Source organism: Xanthomonas sp. 3793, assembly GCF_024806835.1.
Classification (GTDB): Bacteria; Pseudomonadota; Gammaproteobacteria; order Xanthomonadales; family Xanthomonadaceae; genus Xanthomonas; species Xanthomonas arboricola_F.
Genome location: NZ_JANTYU010000005.1, coordinates 157,885 through 182,027 on the forward strand (window position 1 = coordinate 157,885; position 24,143 = coordinate 182,027).

The 24,143-nt window shown below is 62.8% G+C and carries 22 protein-coding genes; 15 read left to right on the plus strand and 7 right to left on the minus strand.

The annotated features are described in order from the left end of the window. Window positions 1–161: 161 nt before the first annotated feature. The 4 genes from FHY18_RS17370 to FHY18_RS17385 all read right to left on the minus strand — a co-directional run bounded on the left by FHY18_RS17370 (window position 162) and on the right by FHY18_RS17385 (window position 5,323). Entirely contained in the window at window positions 162–1,979 is a 1,818-nt protein-coding gene (locus tag FHY18_RS17370; RefSeq protein ID WP_259157312.1) for a DUF885 family protein, read from the minus strand. 1,061 nt (window positions 1,980–3,040) lie between these two features. Continuing rightward, window positions 3,041–3,685, minus strand: coding sequence for an NAD(P)-binding domain-containing protein (locus FHY18_RS17375; protein ID WP_259157314.1), 645 nt, complete (start codon window positions 3,683–3,685; stop codon window positions 3,041–3,043). Window positions 3,686–3,833: 148 nt separating this feature from the next. Beyond that, the gene (locus tag FHY18_RS17380; RefSeq protein WP_259157316.1) at window positions 3,834–4,280 is read right to left on the minus strand and encodes an Rrf2 family transcriptional regulator; all 447 of its coding nucleotides are present in this window, start codon (window positions 4,278–4,280) and stop codon (window positions 3,834–3,836) included. Window positions 4,281–4,396: 116 nt separating this feature from the next. Then, window positions 4,397–5,323, minus strand: coding sequence for a LysR family transcriptional regulator (locus FHY18_RS17385; RefSeq protein WP_259157318.1), 927 nt, complete (start codon window positions 5,321–5,323; stop codon window positions 4,397–4,399). Between the two features lie 51 nt (window positions 5,324–5,374). Here FHY18_RS17385 and FHY18_RS17390 point away from each other — a divergent pair, with 51 nt between their 5' ends. The 7 genes from FHY18_RS17390 (at window position 5,375) to FHY18_RS17420 (ending at window position 13,132) form a co-directional block, all read left to right on the plus strand. After that, window positions 5,375–7,054: a GMC oxidoreductase gene (locus FHY18_RS17390; protein ID WP_259157320.1), complete on the plus strand. Its 1,680-nt coding sequence runs from the start codon at window positions 5,375–5,377 to the stop codon at window positions 7,052–7,054. 33 nt (window positions 7,055–7,087) lie between these two features. After that, complete coding sequence (locus FHY18_RS17395; protein ID WP_259157322.1) at window positions 7,088–7,510, plus strand: nuclear transport factor 2 family protein; 423 nt, start codon at window positions 7,088–7,090, stop codon at window positions 7,508–7,510. Window positions 7,511–7,666: 156 nt separating this feature from the next. Next, the gene (locus FHY18_RS17400) at window positions 7,667–8,434 is read left to right on the plus strand and encodes an SDR family oxidoreductase (protein WP_259157324.1); all 768 of its coding nucleotides are present in this window, start codon (window positions 7,667–7,669) and stop codon (window positions 8,432–8,434) included. A gap of 107 nt (window positions 8,435–8,541) precedes the next feature. Continuing rightward, window positions 8,542–10,008 (plus strand): aldehyde dehydrogenase family protein, encoded by a 1,467-nt coding sequence (locus FHY18_RS17405; RefSeq protein WP_259157326.1) that lies wholly within the window; start codon window positions 8,542–8,544, stop codon window positions 10,006–10,008. A gap of 184 nt (window positions 10,009–10,192) precedes the next feature. Further along, the gene (locus tag FHY18_RS17410) at window positions 10,193–10,939 is read left to right on the plus strand and encodes an SDR family oxidoreductase (RefSeq protein WP_259157327.1); all 747 of its coding nucleotides are present in this window, start codon (window positions 10,193–10,195) and stop codon (window positions 10,937–10,939) included. A gap of 114 nt (window positions 10,940–11,053) precedes the next feature. Then, entirely contained in the window at window positions 11,054–11,983 is a 930-nt protein-coding gene (locus FHY18_RS17415; RefSeq protein ID WP_259157329.1) for an amidohydrolase family protein, read from the plus strand. Between the two features lie 102 nt (window positions 11,984–12,085). Continuing rightward, entirely contained in the window at window positions 12,086–13,132 is a 1,047-nt protein-coding gene (locus FHY18_RS17420; RefSeq protein ID WP_259157331.1) for an LLM class flavin-dependent oxidoreductase, read from the plus strand. On the opposite strand, the gene FHY18_RS17425 is transcribed toward FHY18_RS17420, so the two are convergent. Further along, window positions 13,117–14,076, minus strand: a complete 960-nt coding sequence (locus FHY18_RS17425; RefSeq protein ID WP_259157332.1) for a LysR family transcriptional regulator — start codon at window positions 14,074–14,076, stop codon at window positions 13,117–13,119. The two genes, FHY18_RS17420 and FHY18_RS17425, sit on opposite strands and share 16 nt — an antisense overlap. Before the next feature lie 78 nt (window positions 14,077–14,154). Here FHY18_RS17425 and FHY18_RS17430 point away from each other — a divergent pair, with 78 nt between their 5' ends. The 4 genes from FHY18_RS17430 (at window position 14,155) to FHY18_RS17445 (ending at window position 18,236) form a co-directional block, all read left to right on the plus strand. Beyond that, window positions 14,155–14,793, plus strand: a complete 639-nt coding sequence (locus FHY18_RS17430; RefSeq protein ID WP_259157333.1) for a DsbA family protein — start codon at window positions 14,155–14,157, stop codon at window positions 14,791–14,793. A gap of 35 nt (window positions 14,794–14,828) precedes the next feature. Continuing rightward, entirely contained in the window at window positions 14,829–15,728 is a 900-nt protein-coding gene (locus tag FHY18_RS17435; protein ID WP_259157334.1) for an MBL fold metallo-hydrolase, read from the plus strand. A 4-nt stretch (window positions 15,729–15,732) separates the two neighbouring features. Next, window positions 15,733–16,143: a nuclear transport factor 2 family protein gene (locus tag FHY18_RS17440; protein ID WP_259157335.1), complete on the plus strand. Its 411-nt coding sequence runs from the start codon at window positions 15,733–15,735 to the stop codon at window positions 16,141–16,143. A gap of 533 nt (window positions 16,144–16,676) precedes the next feature. Beyond that, complete coding sequence (locus FHY18_RS17445; RefSeq protein WP_259157336.1) at window positions 16,677–18,236, plus strand: beta-xylosidase; 1,560 nt, start codon at window positions 16,677–16,679, stop codon at window positions 18,234–18,236. Window positions 18,237–18,361: 125 nt separating this feature from the next. Here FHY18_RS17445 and FHY18_RS17450 read toward each other — a convergent pair whose 3' ends face one another. Next, the gene (locus tag FHY18_RS17450; protein ID WP_259157337.1) at window positions 18,362–18,634 is read right to left on the minus strand and encodes a metal/formaldehyde-sensitive transcriptional repressor; all 273 of its coding nucleotides are present in this window, start codon (window positions 18,632–18,634) and stop codon (window positions 18,362–18,364) included. A gap of 65 nt (window positions 18,635–18,699) precedes the next feature. On the opposite strand from FHY18_RS17450, the gene dmeF reads away from it, so the two are divergent. Further along, window positions 18,700–19,695 carry a CDF family Co(II)/Ni(II) efflux transporter DmeF gene (gene dmeF, locus FHY18_RS17455; protein WP_259157338.1) on the plus strand — a complete coding sequence of 332 codons (996 nt, stop codon included), beginning with the start codon at window positions 18,700–18,702 and terminating at the stop codon, window positions 19,693–19,695. Between the two features lie 78 nt (window positions 19,696–19,773). Here dmeF and FHY18_RS17460 read toward each other — a convergent pair whose 3' ends face one another. Beyond that, window positions 19,774–20,601 carry a ferredoxin--NADP reductase gene (locus FHY18_RS17460; RefSeq protein ID WP_259157339.1) on the minus strand — a complete coding sequence of 276 codons (828 nt, stop codon included), beginning with the start codon at window positions 20,599–20,601 and terminating at the stop codon, window positions 19,774–19,776. 35 nt (window positions 20,602–20,636) lie between these two features. On the opposite strand from FHY18_RS17460, the gene FHY18_RS17465 reads away from it, so the two are divergent. The 3 genes from FHY18_RS17465 to panE all read left to right on the plus strand — a co-directional run bounded on the left by FHY18_RS17465 (window position 20,637) and on the right by panE (window position 23,580). Next, a complete protein-coding gene (locus FHY18_RS17465; RefSeq protein ID WP_259157340.1) occupies window positions 20,637–21,632 on the plus strand; it encodes an ABC transporter ATP-binding protein in 996 nt (331 codons plus the stop codon). Beyond that, window positions 21,629–22,441: an ABC transporter permease gene (locus FHY18_RS17470; protein WP_259157341.1), complete on the plus strand. Its 813-nt coding sequence runs from the start codon at window positions 21,629–21,631 to the stop codon at window positions 22,439–22,441. Before FHY18_RS17465 ends, FHY18_RS17470 begins: the two co-directional genes overlap by 4 nt. A gap of 200 nt (window positions 22,442–22,641) precedes the next feature. Further along, on the plus strand, window positions 22,642–23,580 hold the full coding sequence (panE, locus tag FHY18_RS17475; protein WP_259157342.1) for a 2-dehydropantoate 2-reductase: 939 nt from the start codon (window positions 22,642–22,644) through the stop codon (window positions 23,578–23,580). Window positions 23,581–24,143 lie beyond the last annotated feature (563 nt).

The window sequence follows — 24,143 nt, forward strand, 5'->3', positions numbered from 1 at the left end:
TGCGGCCTTGGTGATCGGCATCGCGCTGCGCGACATGGCCGATCAGGCCCTGCTCGTCATCCAGCGTCAGTTGCTTGGCTCGCTCGCCGACATGAGCAGATCGTGTGGCGGATCTGTGGCGCCTTGCGCAGAGGCTTCCCGTACCAAGGCCGAGCTGCCGCTCATCGGCGCGGCTCTTGCTCGGCCTTGGTCTCTGCAATCCACTGGCGTACGCGCTGTTGCAGGATCGTCAGCGGCATTGCGCCGTCGCCCAGCACCGCTGTGTGGAACGCGCGTATGTCGAAGCGATCGCCCAGCTCCTTTTGGGCTTCCTCACGAAGCGTCATGAATTGCAATTGGCCCAGCTTGTATCCCAGCACCTGGCCCGGCCACGCGATATAACGATCCGTTTCGGCCTGCATGCTGCCCTCGTCGTCCGACGGGTGGGCGTGAAAGAACGCCATCATCTGCTGACGATTCCAGCGCTTGTAATGCACGCCCGTGTCCAGAATCAGGCGATTGGCGCGCAACAGATCGGCCGACAGCCTGCCGTAGTCGCTATAGGGGTCCTTGAACAACCCGACGTCCTTGCCCAGTCGCTCGGCATACATTGCCCAACCTTCACCGTAGGCGTTGTAACCACCCTGCTGACGGAACGGCGGCAACGGCAGGGTCTGCGCAAGCGAGACCTGCAGATGATGGCCCGGCACGCCCTCGTGGTAAGCGATGACCTCCATGTTGATCAGGGTACGTTGGGCGACATCGCTGACGTTGACACTCACCATTGCCGGCTTGCTGCTATCCGGACTGCTCTGCAGGTACATGGCGGGGGGAGATCTGCCCCGGAATCCCGGCATGGCCTCAACACCGAGAGACTGTTCCGGCAACTTCTCGAACAGCTTGGGTAGCTCTTGCTGCATTCCTGCAACATAGTGCCGGTACTGCTCCAAGATCTGCTCGGAGGAAGTAGCGAAGTGGCGCTTGTCGGTCGCCACCGCCTTGCGGAAGCTGCCCAGATCCGCATAGCCCTGGGCCTTGGCGATCGCGGTCATCTCTTGTTCGATGCGCGCGACTTCCTTCAGCCCGATCTGGTGAATCTCCTCTGGCGACAGATCGGTAGTGGTTTCGGTATGGATGGCGTAACGATAGCGTCGCTCACCGTCGGGAAGCGACCACAGTCCTTCCTGCAGACGCCCCTGCGGGGCGTATTCGTTGCGGACGAAGGCAGATAGCTTGGCATAGGCCGGCCGGACCTGCTGATCGATGGCTGCCACCAGTTGTGTCCTCAGCGCCTCGCGCTTCTCTGCCGGCACCACGCCATCGAGATTCTTCAGCGGCGAGGCAAACGGATTTTTCTCTCCAGCCTGGGCCACCATGCTGTCGATCTGCTCAGGCACACGCTCGAGCAAATAGCGCGGCTGCATCAGACCATCCTTCGCACCCTGGCGCGAGACATCGATGATCTGATCGACCACGGTGGGAAGCGTCTGCAGTCGCTTGATGTAATCCTGATAGTCCTTCACGGTTTCGAAGGGAAAACTGTCGGCATACCCCGCCAGTGTCAGCTGGATGCCGACGATGGGATCCAGCTGCATTTCGTATGTTTTCAGGTCGATACCTTCCAGCGTATCGCGCAATTGCCCGATCATCATCTGCAGGCTGAGTTGACGTTGTTCGTCCAGCACTCGGCCATCCCCCGCCTCGAACCGCCTGAGCAGATCCGCGACGTCGGCGCGCTGTTTTTGCATTCCCTGCGCTGAATAGTCACTCCATCGGTCGTTATAGCGCCTGTCGCCGATGGTGCTTGCGAACTCCGGCGATTGTTTCAACTGCTGTTGCCACTGCATGTCGAGCAGCGCATCGAAGGCCTTGGCGGCTTGTTCGGCAGTGGGTGCAAGCGTTGCGGTGGCCGCCTTGTCCGCCGCGGGCGGCGCCGGCTTGCAGGCGGTGAACGCTGCAGCTGCAAGCAGACCGATGGTAAAAGGGCGCACAAGCTTCATGTAGTCGTTCCAATTGACGAGAAAAAGGCTGGATCGAGCCTTGCATTACGGCGACGTCGCTGATTGCATGGAATCTGCTCCTGTCGCTGCGCTGGAGCGCAGCCTCATAAAGGCAGACCTGCGCCCTGCACGATCCATGCGCGGCCGGGCGCAGTACAACCTAATGAGCATGCAATTTCTGCTTCCAACCTGTGCATTTCCGGGTTCTACCAAGCGCACGCCTGCCTGAGACACCTGTTCATTCACACGCACCAATCGTCGCAGCACCGCATGCGGTGTTCGGTCGCAGGAGCATATATGGCCGTGCCATCGTATGGCGGGTCGTCCTCGGTGCAGCTTCGCGTTGAGCGCCATTGACCGCGAAAACGCGTCAATGGCGCGCGGGCGCTGCGAAGGTCCAATTAGCGCGTCGATCAGTTGCACGGCGGTGGGCGGCGTCTGCAGGCGCTGCAGCGGGTTGCTGCGGAAATCTGGACCACGCCGGCGGTCAATCCCTTGGCGGGCTGAAACGAACATATCCCATGAAAGGTCTGCTTCACCGACAGCCAGATCATCGCCGCTTTCAAGCAGCCGAGGGTGGCTTACCGTCTGCCCTATGCTGACAAGAAGGGATCAGCTCGCTGACGTCTTAGACATGGCACCAGCTTTGGCGACATGGACGCCTCGATGGTGTCCCGGCTCGAAGAGCTACCGTAGGAGAATCGACGGCTGAGAGAGACCTGCGTTGACGCGCAGCTCCGGGCAGACATGCTGACAGATGCACTCTCAAAATGGTGTGGCCATCTCAGCGACGCCAGATGGCCGCAGGCCCTGCCAACCCGGGCAAGGGCATCAAGCGGAGCATACCGGGAAGCCTGGATGCCATAGTGCAGGGGAACAGTGCTTTTTTCGCTGACATGCCCGATCGGCAGGGGTCACAGATATTGGCAATGCTCCAGCCAGCAGCAGATGGGCGTTGGTATTTCAGCAGCGACTCAGCTGTGTGCAAGTCTTAGCGACTTGCAACACAGCCCGGACGGATGAAATGGAACTCGATCCGTCCGCAACCTTGTGCGATACGCTCAGAGCTTTACGAAGTTCTGTGCGGATAGCGAGCCGAAAGGAAGCGATGCAAGCGGCCCGCCGACATCGAGCGATCCGAGGTTGACCGGCGCAAAGCCCATCGCGTCGATGAGTGCGTGGACCTCGGCCTTGGCGGCAGCGTCGTCCCCGGAATAGAACAGCACCCGCTTGCCACCGGCGACTTCGGGCTCGGCCAGGACATTGACGTCGAGGTGATTGAACGCCTTGACCACCCTTGCCCCTGGCACGAACTGCTTGAAGACCTCGCTCGAGTGCTTGCCCGCCAGATCCACTGCCTTGATGCCGTAGGCTGCCAGTGGATTGTTCGGATCGTTGGCGTCCGGAGAAGCCGGATCGATAAACTCCACCGGATTGGTGCCGTCGATCACGATGCGTCCATTCCACGCCGGCAGGCCAGTCATGACGTTCTCGGCATCGACCCAGCGTATCGCAGCAATCACGATGTCGGCGCTCGCCGCTTCGGCTGTGGTGACTGCGGTGATCGAGGGGCCAAGCTCATTGACCAGCGCAGCGAGCGAAGCCGGCCCACGGCTGTTTGAAATCGATGCTGCAATTCCTTTTTTAGCGAGTGCACGTGCGACGTTGGCGCCCAGCGCGCCAGAACCAATAATGCCGATGCTCATGATCTATATCCTGTTGAAGTGATTGAAGTGAGGGGTTGTAGAAGTGAGTGAAGTCGCCAGCACCCCAAGCCACTGGCAGCTCTGTTGTCGCCTTGCCTCCGCAAAGTGCATGTGTGTCGTCGACTTAACGACATTTAAGACCAAAACATTACCAGACCAGGGGAATCGAGAAGTTTCCCAGCCGAGCGACGTCGCGGGCCAAATCCGCGATGGTGGTTTTCCCAAGCTCGCCTTCCAGTGCTTTGCGAGCTCGGGTCAATGTCGGTTCAAGCGCGGCCAGGATGTTGCCGCCCACTGCACAGTTCTCGCAGGGCGGCGTCCGATGCACCGAAAACAGCTCCGTGTCCTCCACAGCCGCATAGACGTCCAACAGCTTGATCTGTTTCGCCGGTTTGGCCAGCATCGCGCCACCACCGGCGCCAAGTTGCGAGCGCGTCAACCCTGCCTCGCTGAGGCGCGACAGCAGCCCACGGATGACAACAGCACCGGTGTTGGCCGAATACGCCAGATCGTCCGAACGCATCGGCGTGCCGTCGCCCACTGCAAGCGCAGTGAGGATGTGGGTGGCAACGGCGAAACGGCTGCTGGTCGGCATGTCCTGAGGTCGATCTAGTGAATGTGTGTAACAAACACTAATACACTTTTTTGGGTGTGTCCAGCTTTTTTCTGCTCGTCCGGGCGTCATTCGACACACCGATCGCCCATGCCCGGCTACTGCGGCAGGTCCGTTGCGACCTGCCGGCCCCTGGTGCACTGCTTCAGACGCTCAATCATCCAGCGACCTGCAGGCCCCGGCGGGGCGCTCATGCGATAGATCGCCGAGATGGGCATCCGATGCCCTCCTACCGGCGTCCCCTCGATCGGGAGCACAACCAGCCGTCCTTCAGCGATGTCTTTTGAAACCGCGTGAAACGGCATGCCGCCCCAACCCAGACCGCTGACAAGAAAAGCATGCTTGGTAAACAGGTCCGCCAGCCGCCAGGTCAGCGGAGACAGCACACCGAACTCCTGCCCTTCCGAGATGCTCGATCGGTCCGTCAACACCAGTTGCACATGCTTGGCAAGCTCCTCGCGCGGGATCGGCCCGTCATAGCTGGCAAGCGGATGATGACTGGCGGCCACCCTGACAAAGTCGATGGTGGCAACTTGTTCCGACTCCAGGCCACTGGGCAACATCTGCAAGGACCCGACAACACCAAAGCTGGCCCGTCCATCGACAACCGGCTGCATCGCGCCACCCAGCGCCTCGACAAATAGCCGCAGCGGCGTATCCGGAAACTGGATCCGAAATTCGTGGGCAACCTCTGCCATGGCAGTGATCGGGAAAAAGACGTCGATCACTGCAACGAGCTCAGGCTCCAGCCCCGCGGATATCCCTTTCGCCCGGGCTTTCAGATTCTCCACGCCCGCCATGATGGTTCTCGCGTCCGCCAGGAGCACCTTCCCTTCCGGGGTCAGCTTGGGATATCGCCCCTGCCGATCGAACAGGCGCACGCCAAGCTGCCGTTCAAGATTGTTCATGGTTTCCGAGATGGCGGACTGGGTGCGTCGAAGGCGTCTGCCCGCCGAAGAAAAGCTGCCTTCTTCGGCTGAAGCGATGAAAGTTCTCAATTGATCGAGCGATAGACCATCCAGCATGTTGGCGCCTTCTGTGATTTGTGCTTACCGGCTCATCCAACGGATTAACCGATGGATCGCATCGAAAAATACAGGCTTGTTGACTACAACGCGCGGATGTCAGCATCGCCGCCACACGTTTGGGAGCCACTGCCGATGATCGATCGTAACGCCGCAGGAAGCACCGGTGAGGAGCTATCGCAGCCTCGTTCCAACAAGGCGGGCGTCGTCGATTCGTCGGGTTCCCCCTACGACCTGATCATCGTTGGGGGTGGCTCCGCCGGCGCCGTGCTGGCCAACCGGCTGAGTGCCGATTCCTCGCGTCGCGTTCTGCTGATCGAGGCAGGCGTGGCCTATGCACCCGACGCTTATCCGGACGCCGTGCGGCGTCAGGACCTGGTGGGCGGCGACTCGCAGCACGACTGGGGCTTTCAATCGCAGCCCGGGCTGCTTGGCAGAAGCATGCCGCTCAATCGCGGCAAGGTGCTCGGTGGCTCGTCGGCGATCAACGGTGCAGTGGCGATGCGGTTGCCGAAGTCGGACCACGAGCGCTGGGCCCGGGACTACGATCTGCAGGCATTGAGCTGGGACGCCACCCAGCCGTTCTACCAGTCGCTGGAGCGTACCTCCGGCAGCGGTGGCACCGGCCACGACGGTCCTTTCCCCGTCCATCAGCTCGGCGACGAGGAAGTGTCGGACCAGCATCGCGCCTTCATTGCCTCCGCCCTCGCCGCCGGCCATCAACGCTCGGCCGGGTTTGCGTCCGCAGATCCACTGGGCGTCGGTCCTTATGTCATGAACACGCGCATGGGGGTGCGGCTGACGACCGGTATGACGCTGTTGAGCGAGGCGGTGCGTGCGCGCACCAACCTGACCATTCGCGACCAGGTGCTGGTCGATGCCGTCGTGCTGGAAGGCAGGCGCGCCATCGGAGTCCGTCTGGCCGGTGGCGAGGTGATTCGTGCTGACACCGTCGTTCTGTCGGCAGGCACCTACGCCAGTCCTGCGATCCTGATGCGCTCTGGCATCGGCCCTGGCGACACGCTGCGCGGCCTCGGTATCGATGTCGTTGCCGACCTGCCGGTTGGCCGTCGCCTGCAGGACCACCCGCTGGTACCGACCGTGTGGTCGATCAAAAAGGAGGCGGTCGGGCTGCCGTACCCGCCCATCGGCGCCATGCTGTGGACGCAATCGCAGCATGCGGTCGGGGATGAGGCCGACCTCAATATCAGCACCGCGGCGTTGCCCGCCAATGGGCAGTCATCCGACACCGCGATGTTCCTGCTGTTCGCGGCCTTGGTGCGTCCGCGGTCGGTCGGCTCTGTGACCATCGCCAGCCGCGACCCTCAGGCGGCACCCATCATCGATCTTGGCTTCCTCAGTGATCCTGGCGATCGGGAACGCTTGATCGACGGCGTGGAGATGATCCGCGACATCGCGCGGCATCAACCATTTGCAGATGTCGTCGGCGGCGAGCTCGCGCCCGGCGCGGCTGCCAGCGATCGCGCCGCTCTGGATGCCACGCTGCCTGCCAGCGTGGCGACCTATCAACATCCAACCTCCACTGTGCCGATGGGCGGTGAGCGCGATCCGACTGCCGTGGTCGATACCGATGGCCGCGTCCGCGGCGTCGAGCGATTGCGCGTCGTCGATGCATCGATCTGGCCAGACGTCCCTTCGGTCGCGACAGCGTTTCCCACCATGATGCTGGCCGAACGTATCGCGTCCAACTGGGTCTGGCCCAACGCCTGACCCAGCCACACCACAAACCCACCGGAGCAACGCATGAGCCACCCAGACACCCACACCGCCGTCCAGCTTCTGAAGCGCACCCTGGACACGTTTCTGGCCAAGGACATGAAAGGCTGGTCAGAACTGTGCGACGAGAATGTCGTCGTCGAGTTCCCGTTCGCACCCGATGTGTCGTCCAGGAAACTGGTCGGTCGCGCAGCGATCTACGAGTACCTGCGCAATTACCCGAACGTAATCGACGTCAAGACCATCCCGAGCCTGAAGATCCATGCCACCGACGACCCCAACGTGGCGATCGCCGAGTGGAGTGCATCGGGTACGGTCATCTCCAACGGCAACCCGTATGAAATGAGCTATGCCACGGTGGTGACGTTCAAGAATGGCCTGGTGGTCAATTACCGCGAGTACTGGAATCCGATGGCGTTTCTTGCCGCATTGAGCGACGCAAAGTTCTAAGCGCGCGATCGCTGGGAGCCTGCACGCATCGCCCAGGCAAGGCGTGCAGGTTGCCACAGGCCGCAGCGGCCTGGATTCAACGTCTCTCCATGAATGTCAGCGCCAAAGTAGCCTGCGGCACCGCGGTGTGACGGCGCACGCCCGAAGGAAAGGACAATGGCGGAAAATACACCCAAGTTGGCAATGATCACCGGCGGCGGCCGCGGGCTCGGCCGCAGTACGGCACTGGCTCTTGCACGCAACGGGGTCGATGTCGTGCTGACCTACACGTCGCAGGAACACAGCGTGCGTGAGGTCGCGCGCGAAGTGGAGCAGCTTGGCAGAAAAGCAGCCGTGCTTCGCCTCGATACCGCAGAGATCAGCGCGTTTCCCGAGTTCGTCGCCAGATTACGCGCAAGTCTCACTGCAACCTGGTCGCGCGACCACATCGACTTCCTGGTCAACAATGCAGGTATCGGGCTGGCAGCGCCAATCGGACAGAGCACGGAGGCCATGTTCGATCAATTGATGGCGGTTCATCTCAAGGGCGTGTTTTTCCTGACCCAAGCGTTGCTGCCGCTCATCGCAGACGGTGGCCGCATCGTCAACCTGTCGAGTGGGCTGACCCGCTTCGCGCTGCCAGGGTATGCGGCCTACGCGATGATGAAAGGCGGCATCGAGGTCTTCACCCGCTACCTGGCAAAGGAACTTGGCCCACGCGGCATCACCGTCAATGCGGTGGCGCCAGGCGCCATCGAGACCGATTTTGGCGGTGGTTTGGTGCGCGACAACGCAGCACTCAACACGCTGATCTCCACGCAGACCGCGCTTGGTCGTGTGGGCCTGCCAGATGACATTGGACCGGTGATTGCCGGACTGCTGTCAGACGGCAATGGCTGGATCAACGCACAACGTATCGAAGCCTCCGGCGGCATGTTCATCTAAAACCTCGCAATCACTGTGGAAAAAACCAACGCGCTGCGGCAGACCCGTGGCGCGATGGATCTCGACGTCCGCAATCAAGCATCTGACCAACCCAATAAAGGTGTGAAATGAGCACGATTCAAGATCATGGCTACTTTTCCGGTGGCCAATGGAAACAGTCGTCCGGCAACACCAGCTTCGATGTGTTCGAGCCTTACAGCGGCAAACTGATGTCGCATGTTGCCAACTGTGGCGCGGAGGAAGCCAATACCGCCATCGAAGCGGCTCAGCAGGCGTTTCCGGCCTGGGCAGCGATGCCGCCTGCGAAGAAGGCTGCGTTGTTTCTGAAGGCCGCCGCCATCTATCGCCAACGCTCGGAAGAAATCGCCGATATCCTGTCGCGCGAAACGGGCAGCACCATTTCCTTTGCGCGCTTCCAGCAAAGCCTGGTCGTCCAGAACCTGGAAGCGGCGGCGGGCTGGATCTACAACCCCAAGGGCGAGACCTTTCCAAGCGATGTCACCGGCCGCCTGTCCTTCAGCATTCGCCGCCCGCTCGGCGTAATCGCCTGCTTCACGCCCTGGAACGGGGCCAATATCCTGTCGTGGCGTGCAGCGCTTGGGCCGCTCGCTGCCGGCAATACGGTCATTATCAAACCGTCGGAATTTGCGCCGGTTTCGGCAGGGTTGATGGTTGCGCGCATTACCGAAGAAGCCGGCTTTCCGGCCGGTGTCATCAACGTCGTGCCGCATGCGCCTGGCGGCGCCGGCGCGATCTCCGATGCGGTGTTCGCATCGGCACATGTGCGTGGTATCAACCTGATCGGCGGCGTACAGACTGCGCGCATACTGGCCGAGCGTGCCGGGCGCACGCTCAAGCGTACCGTGCTGGAATTGGGCGGCTACAACCCGCTGATCGTGCTGGACGATGTGGATGTCGATTTCGCAGTGCGCACTGCGACGTTCGGAGCATTCTTCCATCAAGGACAGATCTGCATGAACACGCGCAAGATCATCATTGCACGCAAGCTGCACGATGAATTCCTTGAAAAGTTCGTCCAGCGCGCCCGCAAGCTCCCCATGGGCGACCCGTCCAATCCTGCCACCCTGATCGGGCCACTGATCAACAAGGCCGCGATCGAAAAAGTCCATAAAGGTGTGCAGGAAGCCGTCGCGATGGGCGCGCGGATAGAGACAGGCGGGACGTTCGAAGGCCAGGTCTATCAACCGACCATCCTGACCAATGTTCCCTATGAGGCGACGATCTCCAATGAAGAGACCTTTGGTCCGGTGGTCATCGTCGAACCCGTTGATAGCGTCGAAGACGCTGTCAGGGTCGCAAACCGTACCGCGTATGGCCTGGTTGCCTCGATCCTGAGTGGCGACACCTACCGTGGCCTGGAGCTGGCGCCGCGGATCCAGGCCGGCGTGGTCAACGTCAATACCGCAACCGTCAACGACGAGGCGCATGTGCCGATGGGTGGCGTGCGCGACAGCGGCTGGGGTCGCACCGGGCCGGATTGCATGAACGATTTCACCGATACGATCTGGATCAACGCCCGGCACAGCAAGAACGAAGAGCAATACCCGTTCTGAGCGCAGCGCGACCGGCAGAGCGTCGCACGCGGCGTCAGGTCGCGGACATGTGGCGCCCACCGCCAGCGCGGTGCGTGCCGCACCGCGCACTGAGCAGGTGTTGTGTTGGCCGCCCCTCGGGCGGAAGGCACAGCACCACCGCGTCGCTTGCGTTGCGTACCTAATTGACTTTCAAGGAACCGACATGACACCGATGAAATTGAGCCACGATGGCCGCGTTGCCGTCGTGACAGGCGCCGCCCGCGGGATTGGTCAGGCCATTGCAGTCAAGCTCGCCGCGCATGGTGCCCGGCTGGTGCTGGTGGACATCGAGCAAGCACACGACACCGCCGGCATGCTCGGCGGCGACAGCCTGATCGTTACCGGCGATGTCACCAGCGCTGCGGATTGGGAGCGGATCGACCAGCAGGTACAGCACCGCTTCGGCCGCACCGACATCGTGGTGAACAATGCCGGCATCGGCAGCCCGAAGCTGATCGACGAGCTTGACTGGGAGCAATGGAAAAGGACCTTCTCCATCAATCTCGACGCGCACTTTCTGAGCGCCAAACAGTTCGTGCCTCAGATGCGCAAGAACAACTGGGGCAGGTTCGTCAACATATCGTCCAACTCCATCGGACTGGCCATCCCGGGCATGAGCCACTACATGGCCTCGAAGATGGGAGTCATCGGGTTCGTGCGGGGATTGGCCAACGATGTTGCCGATTCCGGCATCACCGTCAATGCGGTGCTCCCCTCCATCACCAATACGCGCCTGACCCGGGAGATGCCCGAGCAGGAGAAACGCCAGACCTGGCAGCACCAGGCGATCAAGCGTTTTGCCGAGCCTGAGGATATCGCCGGCTCGGTCTGTTTTCTGACCAGCGACGATGCAGCGTTCATTACTGGCCAGGCGCTTCCGGTGGACGGCGGGCAGTACAAGATTTCCTGAGCAGCCCGCCCTTCTCGCCACCGATCAGGTGACGACCCTTCGGATGCTCGACGCCAGGCCGCGCCGATTCATCCAGCGCTGCGCGTCGCGGCGTATGCCAATCAGGGAGCCATCATGTCATTCAACAAGATCGACACGCACCAGCACTTCTTCCCCAAGGCCTATGTCGACGCGGTCGGCATGGACGTGCTTGCAGCGCAGATGCCGAACAAGCGTGCACCAGAATGGTCGCCTGACAAGGCGATCGCCATGATGGACGCCGCCGGCATCGCCGAAGGCATCCTGTCGGTCTCCTCGGTCCCGATGACGGACCATCAGGGAACGATCGCACGCGGCTGCAATGACGCTGCGGCCGATCTACGCCAGAAATATCCAGGCCGTTTTGGTGCGTTTGCCAGCCTGCCCTTGCCCGACATGGACGCCAGCCTTGCCGAAGCCGCCTATGCCCTGGATACGCTCAAGGCCGACGGTTTCATCGTGTTCACAAGTTACGAGGGAGCCTACCTTGGGGACGAACGGTTCACCCCGCTGTGGGAAGAACTCGACCGCCGTGGCGCGGTGGTGCTGATTCATCCCAACGAGCCGTCCTACAGCTTGCCCCGCGTTGCGCCGGCGTCCGTGCTGGAATTTCCGTTCGAAACCACGCGGACCGCGACAAGCCTGATCATCACCGGGGTTCTGTCGCGCTTTCCCGGGATCCGTTTCATCCTGTCGCACGCAGGCGGTGCGCTGCCGTTCCTGTTCCCGCGCATCGCGCTCAGCCTGCAGATGATGCCGGGCGTCATCGACCGGATCGGCGACCCTGCCAGCGCATTTCGGGCGTTCTATTACGACACCGCACTGGCGGCGGGCGCGGCGACGTTTGCCGCCCTGGCCCAGGTGGCAGATCCTGAGCGCATCGTCTTCGGGACCGATTTCCCGATGGCACCGGACTTCGGACTCGACACGTTCAGCGCGGCGCTGGAAGCCATGGACGTCACCGGGCTGTCGCGTCCGGCGATCTACCGCCAGAACGCAGCTCGCCTGCTTGGAAGAACGCCGTGATGCTTGCTGGTCACCTGCCGCCGGACGCACTGTCACATGGCAGGTGGGGGTGTGCGCACTGCGTTGCAAATTGGCTGTACAACTCGACCAAGAGGATTTTCGATGGAAATCGGAATCGACAGTTTTGCCGCGACCATCCCCAACCCTGCGACAGGACAGATGGTATCGCCCACCGAGCGGATGGCTGCCCTGCTTGCAGAGGTGGAAACTGCCGATCGCGCCGGGCTCGACGTCTTCGGTATCGGCGAACATCACCGTCGGGAGTTTCTGGATTCCGCGCCCACGGTCATTCTTGCGGCGGCGGCGGCACGCACGCAACGCATCCGGCTCGCCAGTGCCGTCACGGTGCTCAGTGCAGCTGATCCGGTGCGGGTTTTCCAGGAGTTCGCAACGATCGATCTGATCGCCAAGGGGCGCGCAGAGATCGTCGTGGGGCGCGGCTCCTTCGGCGAAGCCTATCCCTTGTTCGGCTTTGCAATGGAAGACTACGACGCGCTGTTCGCCGAGAAGCTCGACCTGTTGTTGAAACTGCGCGCCGACACCCACCTCACCTGGCGCGGACGCTTTCGACCACCGCTCAATGGCCAGGGCATCTTCCCGCGACCGCAACAGGCAACGATGCCGATCTGGCTTGGCGTTGGCGGCACGCCGCAATCGTTCGTTCGCGCGGGCAGCCTGGGTTTGCCACTGATGGTGGCGATCATCGGTGGCAGCTTCGAGCGCTTTCGTCCGCTCGTCGATCTGTACCGGGAAGCAGGCCGCAACGCGGGGCATGCACCCGATGTCCTCAAGGTTGGCATCCACGCCATGGGTTTTGTGGGCGACACCGACGCCGATGCGCGAGATGCGTTTTTCCCGGGTTGGGCACACATGTTTACCGAGATAGGCCGCGAGCGGGGCTGGTCGACCGCCACACGCGCTCAGTTCGACGCGATGTGCGGCCCTGGCGGTGCCTTTCTCATCGGCGACCCGCATACGGTGCGCGAGAAGATTCTTGCTGCAAACGCAGCGCTCAGCGGTATTGCGCGCCTTACCTTCCAGATGAGCTCGGCCATGCTGCAGACCGAGGCCATGCAACGTTCAATCGTGTTGCTGGGCACCGAGGTGGCGCCTGCCATCAAGGCCGTCCTTGCTCAACCGCGGATATAGCCTTGCGTGGCTTGTCGCAAGGCTTCTCGCTCGATGAGCAAATCCACAAATGCACGCACCTTGGACGGGCGATACCGTGCAGCAGGAAATACCGCATGGATGCCTCCGGACGGCAGGCACCAATGCGGAAGCACCTCAATCAGACGCCCTGCGGCGAGGTCGTTAGCAACCACATAGTCTGGAAGCACGGACAGCCCGGCGCCCTGACACACCGCTTCGCGCACAGCCATCGTGGCATCGAGAAAAATGGATGCCTGCACGTGCACCACCTGGGTGTGCTGCTGGTCCGAGGAGAAGGTCCATCGCAAATGATCATGCAACGCAGTGTTGGCGACGAAGGGTAACGAGACGATGTCGGCCGGGCTCTGGAGCGTTGCAAGCTCTGCTGCCATGGATGAGGAAGCGACAAGCAGCTGGCGGAAGGTACCGATTTTTCGCGCTTGTTCGCTTGTTTCGGCCAGCCATCCGACACGGATGGCAACCTCGATGTTCCTGGACATCAAATCCAGCGTCTGGTCGCTGAGCATGGCATCTACCTTGCAGGCGGGGTAGCGCTTAGTGAATGCAGCGATCGCAGGCACAACCACTCCCACGCCATAGTCGAACGGTGCGGTAAGCCGCAACACGCCCGATGGCTCGGCAGATCGATCGGCCAAACCGTCAAATGCATGCTCCGCCTGGCGCAGGATCAACGCACAGCGCTCGTAGAACTCCTGCCCCACCTCGGTGGCTTGCACCTTACGCGTGGTACGCACCAGTAGAGAGGTCCGAAACTCGTGTTCCAGTCGGGCGACCTGTTGGCTCACTACCGCCTTGGTGATGCCCAGGCGCTCGGCCGCCGCGGTGAACGACCCGGTTTCCACCACGGCGACGAAGTAGGCCAGGCGACGAAGATTGCCAAGGTCGCCTGGCCTGTCCCCCGCTTGATTGGATGCTTTCAACATACGATGTATTTATCACGTATGTATTTATCGATCAATTATGGGTCTCTAGGATGTGTCCGGCAGTCACAAGGAATGCCCATGAACACCACCTTGCACTATCTGTTCGACCCGTTATGCGGCTGGTGCTATGGCGCAGCGGCGACCGTTTCCGCACTGGCCGCCGAGCCCGGCATCGCGATCGAGCTTCGGCCTTCCGGTTTGTTCGCCGGCATGGGTGCGCGGGCGATGGGCGATCACTTCGCCGGCTTTGCCTGGGCTAACGATCAACGCATTGAACATCTGACCGGGCAGCGCTTCACCGAACGTTATCGCCAGGAGGTTCTCGGCGATCGCCAGCAGCGCTTCGATAGTGGTGCAGCCACATTGGCGCTGACCGCTGTGTCCCTGGCAGCACCGGCACAGCAACTGAAGACGCTGACGGCCATTCAGCAGGCTCGCTACGTGGACGGGAAAGACGTGACCACCACTGCCGGGCTGGTCAGGCTTCTGGAAGAGCTGCACCTTGCGGACGCCGCCACGCGGCTGGCGCAGGCAGATGCACAGCTTCTGGCCGCGAATCGAACGCGCATCGAAGGTGCGCAAGCGCTGATGCGTGAGTTCGGCGCCCAAGGCGTACCGACGTTCATCGCTGAATCCGGCGGGAAGCGATGGCTGATAGACGCACATGCCGCCTACACCGATCCAAGTGCATTCAAACGTCAACTTCAGGCCGCTTGAAGACAACGCTTCATCTCTCCTAAAAGGAACGGATCATGACCACACGCAGAGAAGTCATTAAAACCATTGCCGTGGCAGGTATCGCCTCAGCTGCCCCTTCCGTCAACAGCGCCATGGCCGCACAGGCGCCCTTAAAGCTGCAGCACTTTCCCGCGGGTGAGAACGGGTTTTTCCGTGCCCCGGTCCTGATCTCCGGCAAGCGCGACGCCGTGCTGGTCGATGGCGGCTTCACGCTACCCGATGGCAAGGCGCTGGTTGATGCAATCAAGGCCGGTGGCAAGACACTGACCACGATTTACGTCAGCCAAAGCGACCCTGACTATTACTTCAGCCTGGGCCCGATCAAGGCTGCGTTTCCCGATGCGCGCATCATCGCGGCATCTGCCACCGTCGCGGCCATCAAGAGCAGCGTCGAGAAGAAGCTTGCGACCTGGGGGCCCCAGCTCAAGGACAACGGGCCGCAGACGCTTGCAGACATCGTGATGCCGGACGCATTCGACGGCAACGCGCTCTCGCTGGAAGGCCAGTCCATCGCCATCGTGGATGCAGACGGCCTGGCCAACCGCCGTTACCTCGCGCTCAAATCGCTGGACGCGATCTTCGGTGGCGTGCTGGTGTTCTCTGGGGTGCATGTATGGACAGCCGACACACCGAGTGCCCAGGGCCGCCAGGCCTGGATCAAGACACTCGATGCAATGGCGGCCCGCAAACCGGCGGTGGTGATTCCTGGACATATGGCACCGGGCGCAGCGACCGACGCCTCGGCGATCCGCTACACGCGCGATTACCTGCTGGCATTCGAGGAAGAGCTGGGCAAGGCATCCGATAGTGCCGCGCTCATCGAGGCCATGACCAAGCGCTATCCGGGAGCCGGCATGGGCACGGCACTGCAGATTGGTGCCAAGGTCGCCAAGGGTGAGATGAAGTGGGGTTGATCCGATGAAGACCAATCTGGACATCATCCGAGCAACCTATGAGGGTTCTTCGGAAGACAACGGCAAGCACCTGTCTGCCGCGTTAGCGCCTGACGCCACCTGGACAGAGGCGGCCGGCTTCCCATACGCAGGGACCTACACCGGTCCGGCAGAAGTCTTCGAGCATGTCTTTCATCGGCTCGCGACCGAGTGGGTGGGCTACAAGGCCGAGGTCCACACTTACTTGGCCGACGGGGACTATGTCGCAGCGTTTGGTACCTATTCCGGCACCTACGCCAAGACCGGGAAGTTCATGCGCGCCACCTTCGCGCATCTGTATCGGCTCAAGGACGGCAAGATCCTGAGCATGGAGCAGTATGTCGATAGCCTGATGGTTCACCAAGCGATCGCAGGAGTCGAAGAACAGCAGGGCTAGCAAACCCTCTGCGGATGCGTTGACGCAGGCAGTGGTCTTGACGATGTGTCGCATCGTCAAGACCACATTGGAAACACCACGGCCGCGCGCAGCTGGGCCCGACTCAGCCAGATCACACTGGGCAAGTGATGCCCGCCCGGGATCGCGCTGATGTCTCGCCTGGGCGCTGAGCACTGACTGCTGTGGCGGAAATCGATCAGCTGCGTCAGGACTGCGGCAGTGATTGCGACCAGGTGCGGCCCCGCTGCCAAGCACTCGTTCCTGCGAAGAGCGCCAGACCGCGCTGCACTCACGCACAGTCGCGCCACGCTGCCACCGCTACCGCCGCTGCTTGCCTCATGCAACCGATGCGACCGCGAACGAACGCGACTGCGCGCCTGCTGGCGCACGCGGACTCCAGCTGGCAGCGATGGTTATCCCACGCATTCCGTTATTCTTGAGTTCCGGCGACGACCGCCCGCAGAACGCCTACGCGCAGTCCTTGCGCACGCACGTAGCGCATGGGTCGTTGCATACACACATCAGGAGAGACGATGCGGTTACGCACCTTGCTTGCGATGACACTGGCCTGTAGCACCGGATTGCCGGCACTCGCGCACGCCGCCGCAGCGCGCGACGTTCAGGTGGATCTTTCCACCGCCGGCGCACCGGTGGATCGTTTCGCCACGCTGTCGGTAGGCTCGGATTTTCCGGGCACGCTGATCCGCGCCGATACGCAGGCGCACCTGGTGCCTGCCGTGCAGGAATTGGGATTTCGCTATCTCCGCTTCCACGATGTCTTCCACGATGCGCTTGGCACCGTCAAGCAAGTGGACGGCAAACTGGTCTACGACTGGACCAAGCTGGATCAGCTCTACGACGCATTGCTGGCCAAGCGCATCCGCCCGTTTGTCGAGCTGGGCTTTACCCCAGCTGCGATGAAGACCTCCGAGCAAACGCTGTTCTACTGGAAGGGCAATACCTCGCATCCGGATCCGGCCAAATGGACCCAGTTGATCGATGCGTATGTGCGGCACATCCGCGACCGCTACGGTGCCGATGAGGTGCGGCAGTGGTATTTCGAGGTGTGGAACGAGCCGAATCTGAAGGATTTCTGGGAAAACGCCGACCAGCAGGCCTATTTCGATCTGTATGCCAACACCGCACGCACGATCAAGGCGATCGACCCGCAGCTGCGCGTTGGCGGCCCATCGACGGCCGGTGCGGACTGGGTGCCGGAACTGCTGACTTTCGTTGCCAGGAACAAGTTGCCCATCGACTTCGTCACCACGCATACCTATGGCGTGGACGGCGGTTTTCTCGATGAAGACGGCAAGCAGGACGTCAAACTGTCCGCATCGCCGGATGCCATCGTCGGCGATGTGCGCCGCGTGCACGCGCAGATCCAGGCCTCGCCATTTCCGGATCTGCCGCTGTATTTCACCGAGTGGAGCAGCAGCTACACGCCGCGCGATTATGTCCACGACAGCTATGTCAATGCGCCCTATATCCTGACCAAGCTCAAGCAGGTGCAAGGCCTGGTGCAGGGCATGAGTTACTGGACCTATACCGATCTGTTCGAAGAACCTGGCCCGCCACCGACGCCGTTCCACGGCGGTTTCGGGCTGATGAATCGCGAAGGCATTCGCAAGCCGGCATGGTTTGCCTACAAGTATTTGAACGCGCTGCAAGGCCGCGAGATTCCGCTGGCCGATGCGCATGCGCTGGCTGCGGTGGATGGCAAGCGCATCGCCGCGCTGGTGTGGGATTGGCAGCAGCCGGTGCAAGCGGTGAGCAATACCCCGTTCTATACCAAGCTGGTCGCCGCCACCGATAGCGCACCGTTGCGCATGCGCGTGACGCATGTGCCAGCGGGCACATACCAGCTGCAGGTGCGCAAGACCGGCTACCGGCGTAACGACCCGCTGTCGCTGTACATCGACATGGGCCTGCCCAAGGCGTTGAACCAGAAACAGTTGAGCCAACTGCAGCAGGCAACGCGCGACACGCCCGAACAGAACAAACGCATCCGTGTCGGCGCCGATGGCGTGGTGGAGGTCAGCGTGCCGATGCGTAGCAACGATGTCGTGCTGGTGACCTTGCAACCGCGCTGAGCGATGCGCAATCGAGGCTGCAGCCACGCCATCGCTGTGGCTGTGGCTGTGGCTGTGGCTGGCAGCGCAGCGATGGACGCTGGTGCGCAGGCAATCGGTGGCGCGCCATCACGCCAGCGGCGAGGTCACTTCAGATAGGTCTTGAGGATGGCGGCGACATCGTCGACCGCCAGCTCCCTGTCGCCCAGCCCGTCCGGCGCGGCCACGTGATGCCGCAGGTGCTCGCTGAGCAGCTCGACCATCAGCCCTTGTGCCGCGCCACGGAAAGCGGCGACCTGGGTCAACAGCGCGGTGCAGTCCACGTCTTGCGCCAAGGCTTTCTCCAGCCCTTCCACCTGGCCGCGGATCCTGCGCACGCGCGCCAGCAGCTTGGATTTGTCGTGGTTCAGATGTGACATCGCGCTATACCCCATGGGGGTATATCAGATACCCTATGGGGGTATCGTAGCCAGAGCTCCCACCGATGTCGACCACGCACACCGCGCCCCACTGCGCGCAGTCGCACCGCTTTGCCGGCACCAACCCGTTGGCAGAGCGCAGCACCCGCAAGGCGGTGATCCTGACCGTGGCCATGATGGTGGTGGAAATCGTCGGCGGCTGGACGCTCAACTCCATGGCCCTGCTCGCCGATGGCTGGCATATGAGCTCGCACGCGCTTGCGCTGGGACTGGCGTTGTTCGCCTACCGTTTCGCGCGGCGCCATGCCGGCGACGTGCGCTTTACTTTCGGCACCTGGAAGGTCGAGGTGCTGGGGGGCTATACCAGCGCGATGCTGCTGCTGGGCGTCGCCGGCCTGATGGCGTTCCAGTCGGTGGAACGGCTGTTTTCGCCCAAGCCCATTCACTATCAGGAAGCGACGGTCATCGCGGTCGTCGGCCTGCTGGTGAATCTGATCTGTGCGTGGTGGTTGCGCGACTCGCATGGGCATCATCACGGTCACGACCATGGTCATGGTCATGGTCATGGTCATGGTCATGGTCATGGTGAGCATGATCATGCCCACCACCACGGTCACGCCGATCTCAATCTGCGCGCGGCGTATCTGCACGTGGTGGCCGATGCCGCCACCTCGGTGCTGGCGATCGTGGCCTTGGTCGCGGGCATGCATTGGGGCGTGACGTGGCTGGACCCGATCATGGGCATCGTCGGTGCGGTACTGGTCACCGCGTGGGCGTGGGGGCTGCTGCGCAGCACCGGCGGCGTGCTGCTGGATGCGGAGATGGATGCGCCGGTAGTGGCGGAAGTGAGGCAGGTCATCGCCGAGCTCCCACATGCGATCGACATCGCCGACCTGCATGTCTGGCGGGTCGGAAGCGACCGCTACGCCTGCATCGTCAGCCTGGTGACTGCTGCCGACATCGACGCCGATACGGTGCGCAACGCCTTGCAGATCCACGAAGAACTGGTGCACATCACCGTCGAGCTGCAGCGCCCTGCGCTGCATGCAGCGCAGGCATAGCACCGCATGTTCGCAACCGCATGCACGTTGCATGCGGTGCAGTTGCCGAGGGTACCGCTGCGCCGAAGACCTGGGTGCTCAGGTTTTCGGCGGCGTCGGGCTGACGTATTTCTCGCGACGGATCTGCGCATTCGTCAGGCCGGCAGCCTTCAGCGTCTCGACGCAGGTATCCACCATGTCCGGGTTACCGCACAGGTAGGCGATATCGGTCTGCGCATCGGGCGCGAATTCGGGCAGATGCTGCTGCACATAGCCATGCCGGACATCGGCATGCGGCGCGGCAGGCAGCTCGCGCGACAAGCACGGCACGTAGCGGAACTGCGGGTGCGCATCGGCAAACCCGCGGAAGTCGTCGCCGTACAACAGCTCGGCCGGCGTGCGTGCGCCCTGCAGCAGCAGCACCTGCACGCCGCGGGTGGCGATCGCCTCGGCCAGCAGCGGCAACATCGAGCGGTACGGGGTAACGCCGGTGCCGGTGGCGATCAGCACATAACGCTGGTTGGCATCGCCCGGTGGCAGGCAGAAACGCCCGTAGGGGCCGCTTGCCTGCACCTGGTCGCCAATCTGCAGGCCTTCGAACAGCGCGGTGGCCGAGCCGCCGGGCACGAAACTCACCGCGATATCCACCGCCTCGCCCGGCCCGAACGCGTGATCGTGGATGGTCGCCAGCGAATAGCTGCGCTTGGTCGGGGTGCCATCGGCGCCGTTGAAGTGGATCTGGATGAACTGCCCGGGCTGGAAATCCAGCGGCAGCCCGTCGTCACGCACGAACTGGCAGTGGGCCACGGTGGGCGCAATCATGCGCCGGTCGACAAGCTTGAGGGGGAATTGAACGGGCACGAACGTATTTGGGACAGTCTGTGATCGGGGCGAACCCCCACGGGCTTCTATAATAACGGGCTGCAACTCGCTGCGCCGGCACCCCGGCGCGAAGGACCATCTTGAATTCACCCTCTCCCAGTGCGCCCGCCCTGCGCGTGTGCGATCTGCGCAAGACCTACGACAACGGCACCCAGGCGCTCAAGGGCGTCTCGCTGGATGTGGCGCCGGGCGACTTCTTCGCCCTGCTCGGCCCCAATGGCGCGGGCAAATCCACCCTGATCGGCATCATCAGCTCGCTGGTGAACCTGTCCGGCGGACAGGTGGAGGTGTTCGGCACCGATCTGGTCGCCCATCGCAGCGAGGCGATGCGCCTGATCGGCCTGGTGCCGCAGGAGGTCAACTTCAACCTGTTCGAAAAACCCTTCGACATCCTGGTGAACTACGCCGGTTTCTACGGCATGCCGCGTGCGGAAGCCGAGCGCCTGGCCGAAGCGGAGCTGCGCCGGGCGCATCTGTGGGAAAAGGCCCAGGTGATGAGCCGAACGCTGTCCGGCGGCATGAAGCGGCGGTTGATGATCGCCCGCGCCATGATGACCCAGCCGCGCCTGCTGATCCTGGACGAACCCACCGCCGGCGTGGACATCGAGATCCGCCGCGACATGTGGCGCGTGCTCAAGGAGATCAACGCGTCGGGCACCACCATCATCCTGACCACGCATTACCTGGAAGAAGCCGAGCACCTGTGCCGCAACCTGGCCATCATCAACCACGGCCAGATCGTCACCCAGGGGCCGATGCGCGAACTGCTGGCCAAGCTCGACGTGGAAGGCTTCCTGTTCGATATCGACGGTGAGCTGCCGGCGCAGTTGCCGGCGATCGAAGGCACCACGCTCACCGCCATCGACGGCCACACGCTGGATCTGGACATGCCGCGCGCGATGGACCTCAACCGCGTGTTCGCCGCGCTGGGCGATGCCGGCATCCGGGTGCGCTCGATGCGCACCAAGAGCAACCGGCTGGAAGAATTGTTCGTCCGCCTGACCGGGCCCGGCGAGACCCTCGCCACCCCGGCCCCTGCTGCAGCGGCGCCTATGCGCCCGGCAGGTCACCCATGAGCCCTTCGGAGCCGTCGATGTCCGTCACGCCCGCCACATCCCGCCAACGCAACTGGATTGCGCTGGGCACCATCGTGCGCCGCGAAGTGCAGCGCATCCTGCGCATCTGGGGCCAGACCCTGGTACCGCCGGCCATCACCATGACGCTGTACTTTTTGATCTTCGGCGGGCTGATCGGCTCGCGCGTGGGCGACATGGGCGGCTATTCGTACATGCAGTTCATCGTGCCGGGCCTGGTGATGATGAGCGTGATCCAGAACAGCTACGGCAACATCTCCTCCAGTTTCTTCGGCGCCAAGTTCGGCAGGCATGTGGAAGAGCTGCTGGTCAGCCCGATGCCCAACTGGGTGATCCTGTGGGGCTACGTGTCCGGCGCGGTGCTGCGCGGGGTGATGGTGGGCGCGTTGGTGCTGATCATCGCGATGTTCTTCACCCCGGTGCGCATCCCGCATCCGCTGGTCACGCTGACCACCGTGCTGCTGGGCGCGACCATCTTCTCGCTGGCCGGCTTCGTCAACGCGGTCTACGCCAAGAAGTTCGACGACGTGGCAATCGTGCCGACCTTCATCCTGACCCCGCTGACCTACCTGGGCGGGGTGTTCTATTCGGTGAAGCTGCTGCCGCCGTGGGCCGAAGCGGCCACCCACGCCAACCCGATCTTCTACATGGTCAACGCGTTCCGCTACGGCCTGCTCGGCAGCTCCGACGTGCCGATCTGGGTGGCCTATGCGCTGATGCTGGGCTTTGTCGCGGTGCTCAGCGCACTGGCGCTGTGGCTGCTGCGCCGTGGCGTGGGTTTGCGGAGCTGAGCGTGCAGTTCAGCGACGACATCGTGGAAGTTAGACCAAGGATGCGGCTGGCCGTTATCTCGGCTATGGGTTGAAGTGCTTCCCGTAAAAACAAAGGCTCCGGCGATTCCGCCAGAGCCTGATGCCGACCGAGGATCCCCGATCCGGCTGAAATAACAGCTGACGTCTGCGCGTTCGAATTAAGTTGAAAGGAATTTTTCATGCGTATCTTGATCCTGGGTGCCGGCGGTACCGGCGGCTATTTCGGCGGACGCCTGGCGCAGGCAGGTGTCGATGTCACCTTCCTGGTGCGCGATGCGCGGGCGGCGCAGCTGCAGGCCGATGACCTGCGCATCCGCAGTCCGTTGGGCGATGCGGATCTGCCGGTGGCAACCATCACCGCGCAGGATCTGCCGGCGCTGGTGGCGCAGCGTCCGTTCGATCTGGTGATCCTCAGCTGCAAGGCCTACGACCTGGACAGCGCGCTCGAGGCGATTGCACCGGCGGTCGGCAAGCACACGACGGTGCTGCCGATCCTCAACGGCCTGCGCCATTACGCGGCACTGGACGAACGTTTCGGTGCGGCGCGGGTGTTGGGCGGGCTGTGCTTTATCAGCGCGACCAAGGGCGCGCACGGCGAGATCCTGCACCTGGGCAAGCCGGCGGCGATCACTTTCGGCGAGCGCGATGGCAATGCCGCATCGGCGCGCGTGCAGGCGATTGCTGCGCTGTGCGCGCAGGCAGGCATCGATCATGTGGCCAGCGCGCAGATCGCGCAGGAACAGTGGATCAAGTACAGCTTCCTCACCGCGCTGGCGGCGGCCACCTGCCTGATGCGTGCGCCGGTCGGGGCGATTGTGGCCACCGACGATGGACGTGCGCTGATCAATGGCCTGTACAACGAATGCCTGTGGGCCGCCGACGCAGCCGGCCAGTCGATTCCGGAAGCCGCGCGCGCCAAGGCGTTGCAGACGCTGTTGCAGGTCGACTCGCCATTGAAGGCCTCGATGCTGCGCGACCTGGAAGCCGGCCAGGAGGTGGAAGCGGCGCAGATCGTCGGCGACATGTTGAAGCGGGTGCGCGAGACAGGGCGCAACGCGCCGCTGCTGATGGCGGCGAATGTGCATCTGCAGGCGTATCAGGTGTTGCGGCAGAGCTGACACGTAGGGCGGGCGACCGTGCGCATGTTGCGCATGCATTGCCCCCATCCGCCCTTCGGGCACCTTCCCCCGCAGGCGGGAGAAGGAAGGTAGTAGCGACCGCTGCGTGACCTGACGAGCGCTCCCAGGTGCTCCTGCGCCGCTTGGCACCAACAAATCCCTGCTCCCGCTGGCGCAGCTCCCTTCTCCCGCCAGCGGGAGAAGGTGGCGCAAGGCGCCGGATGAGGGCGCGCCGACTCGCCGCAGCCGTCACGCCGCCGCAGCGACCTCCTCGCAACCCCACCGCGTGCTCCCCGCAACTCCCTTCCCTTCTCCCGCTGGCGGGAGAAGGTGGCGCAAAGCGCCGGATGAGGGCGCGTCTGCTCGCCGCAGCCGTCACGCCGCCACAGCGACCTCCTCGCAACCCCACCGCCTGCTCCCCGCAGATCCCTTCCCTTCTCCCGCCAGCGGGAGAAGGTGGCGCAAGGCGCCGGATGAGGGCGCGTCTGCTCGCCGCAGCCGTCACGCCGCCACAGCGACCTCCTCGCAACCCCACCGCCTGCTCCCCGCAGATCCCTTCCCTA

What these genes read in the sequence shown, in the direction of transcription:
- FHY18_RS17370 (WP_259157312.1), bottom strand. Translation starts at nt 1,979, where the DNA reads ATGAAGCTTGTGCGCCCTTTTACCATCGGTCTGCTTGCAGCTGCAGCG.
- FHY18_RS17375 (WP_259157314.1), bottom strand. Translation starts at nt 3,685, where the DNA reads ATGAGCATCGGCATTATTGGTTCTGGCGCGCTGGGCGCCAACGTCGCA.
- FHY18_RS17380 (WP_259157316.1), bottom strand. Translation starts at nt 4,280, where the DNA reads ATGCCGACCAGCAGCCGTTTCGCCGTTGCCACCCACATCCTCACTGCG.
- FHY18_RS17385 (WP_259157318.1), bottom strand. Translation starts at nt 5,323, where the DNA reads ATGCTGGATGGTCTATCGCTCGATCAATTGAGAACTTTCATCGCTTCA.
- FHY18_RS17390 (WP_259157320.1), top strand. Translation starts at nt 5,375, where the DNA reads ATGGATCGCATCGAAAAATACAGGCTTGTTGACTACAACGCGCGGATG.
- FHY18_RS17395 (WP_259157322.1), top strand. Translation starts at nt 7,088, where the DNA reads ATGAGCCACCCAGACACCCACACCGCCGTCCAGCTTCTGAAGCGCACC.
- FHY18_RS17400 (WP_259157324.1), top strand. Translation starts at nt 7,667, where the DNA reads ATGGCGGAAAATACACCCAAGTTGGCAATGATCACCGGCGGCGGCCGC.
- FHY18_RS17405 (WP_259157326.1), top strand. Translation starts at nt 8,542, where the DNA reads ATGAGCACGATTCAAGATCATGGCTACTTTTCCGGTGGCCAATGGAAA.
- FHY18_RS17410 (WP_259157327.1), top strand. Translation starts at nt 10,193, where the DNA reads ATGACACCGATGAAATTGAGCCACGATGGCCGCGTTGCCGTCGTGACA.
- FHY18_RS17415 (WP_259157329.1), top strand. Translation starts at nt 11,054, where the DNA reads ATGTCATTCAACAAGATCGACACGCACCAGCACTTCTTCCCCAAGGCC.
- FHY18_RS17420 (WP_259157331.1), top strand. Translation starts at nt 12,086, where the DNA reads ATGGAAATCGGAATCGACAGTTTTGCCGCGACCATCCCCAACCCTGCG.
- FHY18_RS17425 (WP_259157332.1), bottom strand. Translation starts at nt 14,076, where the DNA reads ATGTTGAAAGCATCCAATCAAGCGGGGGACAGGCCAGGCGACCTTGGC.
- FHY18_RS17430 (WP_259157333.1), top strand. Translation starts at nt 14,155, where the DNA reads ATGAACACCACCTTGCACTATCTGTTCGACCCGTTATGCGGCTGGTGC.
- FHY18_RS17435 (WP_259157334.1), top strand. Translation starts at nt 14,829, where the DNA reads ATGACCACACGCAGAGAAGTCATTAAAACCATTGCCGTGGCAGGTATC.
- FHY18_RS17440 (WP_259157335.1), top strand. Translation starts at nt 15,733, where the DNA reads ATGAAGACCAATCTGGACATCATCCGAGCAACCTATGAGGGTTCTTCG.
- FHY18_RS17445 (WP_259157336.1), top strand. Translation starts at nt 16,677, where the DNA reads ATGCGGTTACGCACCTTGCTTGCGATGACACTGGCCTGTAGCACCGGA.
- FHY18_RS17450 (WP_259157337.1), bottom strand. Translation starts at nt 18,634, where the DNA reads ATGTCACATCTGAACCACGACAAATCCAAGCTGCTGGCGCGCGTGCGC.
- dmeF (WP_259157338.1), top strand. Translation starts at nt 18,700, where the DNA reads ATGTCGACCACGCACACCGCGCCCCACTGCGCGCAGTCGCACCGCTTT.
- FHY18_RS17470 (WP_259157341.1), top strand. Translation starts at nt 21,629, where the DNA reads ATGAGCCCTTCGGAGCCGTCGATGTCCGTCACGCCCGCCACATCCCGC.
- panE (WP_259157342.1), top strand. Translation starts at nt 22,642, where the DNA reads ATGCGTATCTTGATCCTGGGTGCCGGCGGTACCGGCGGCTATTTCGGC.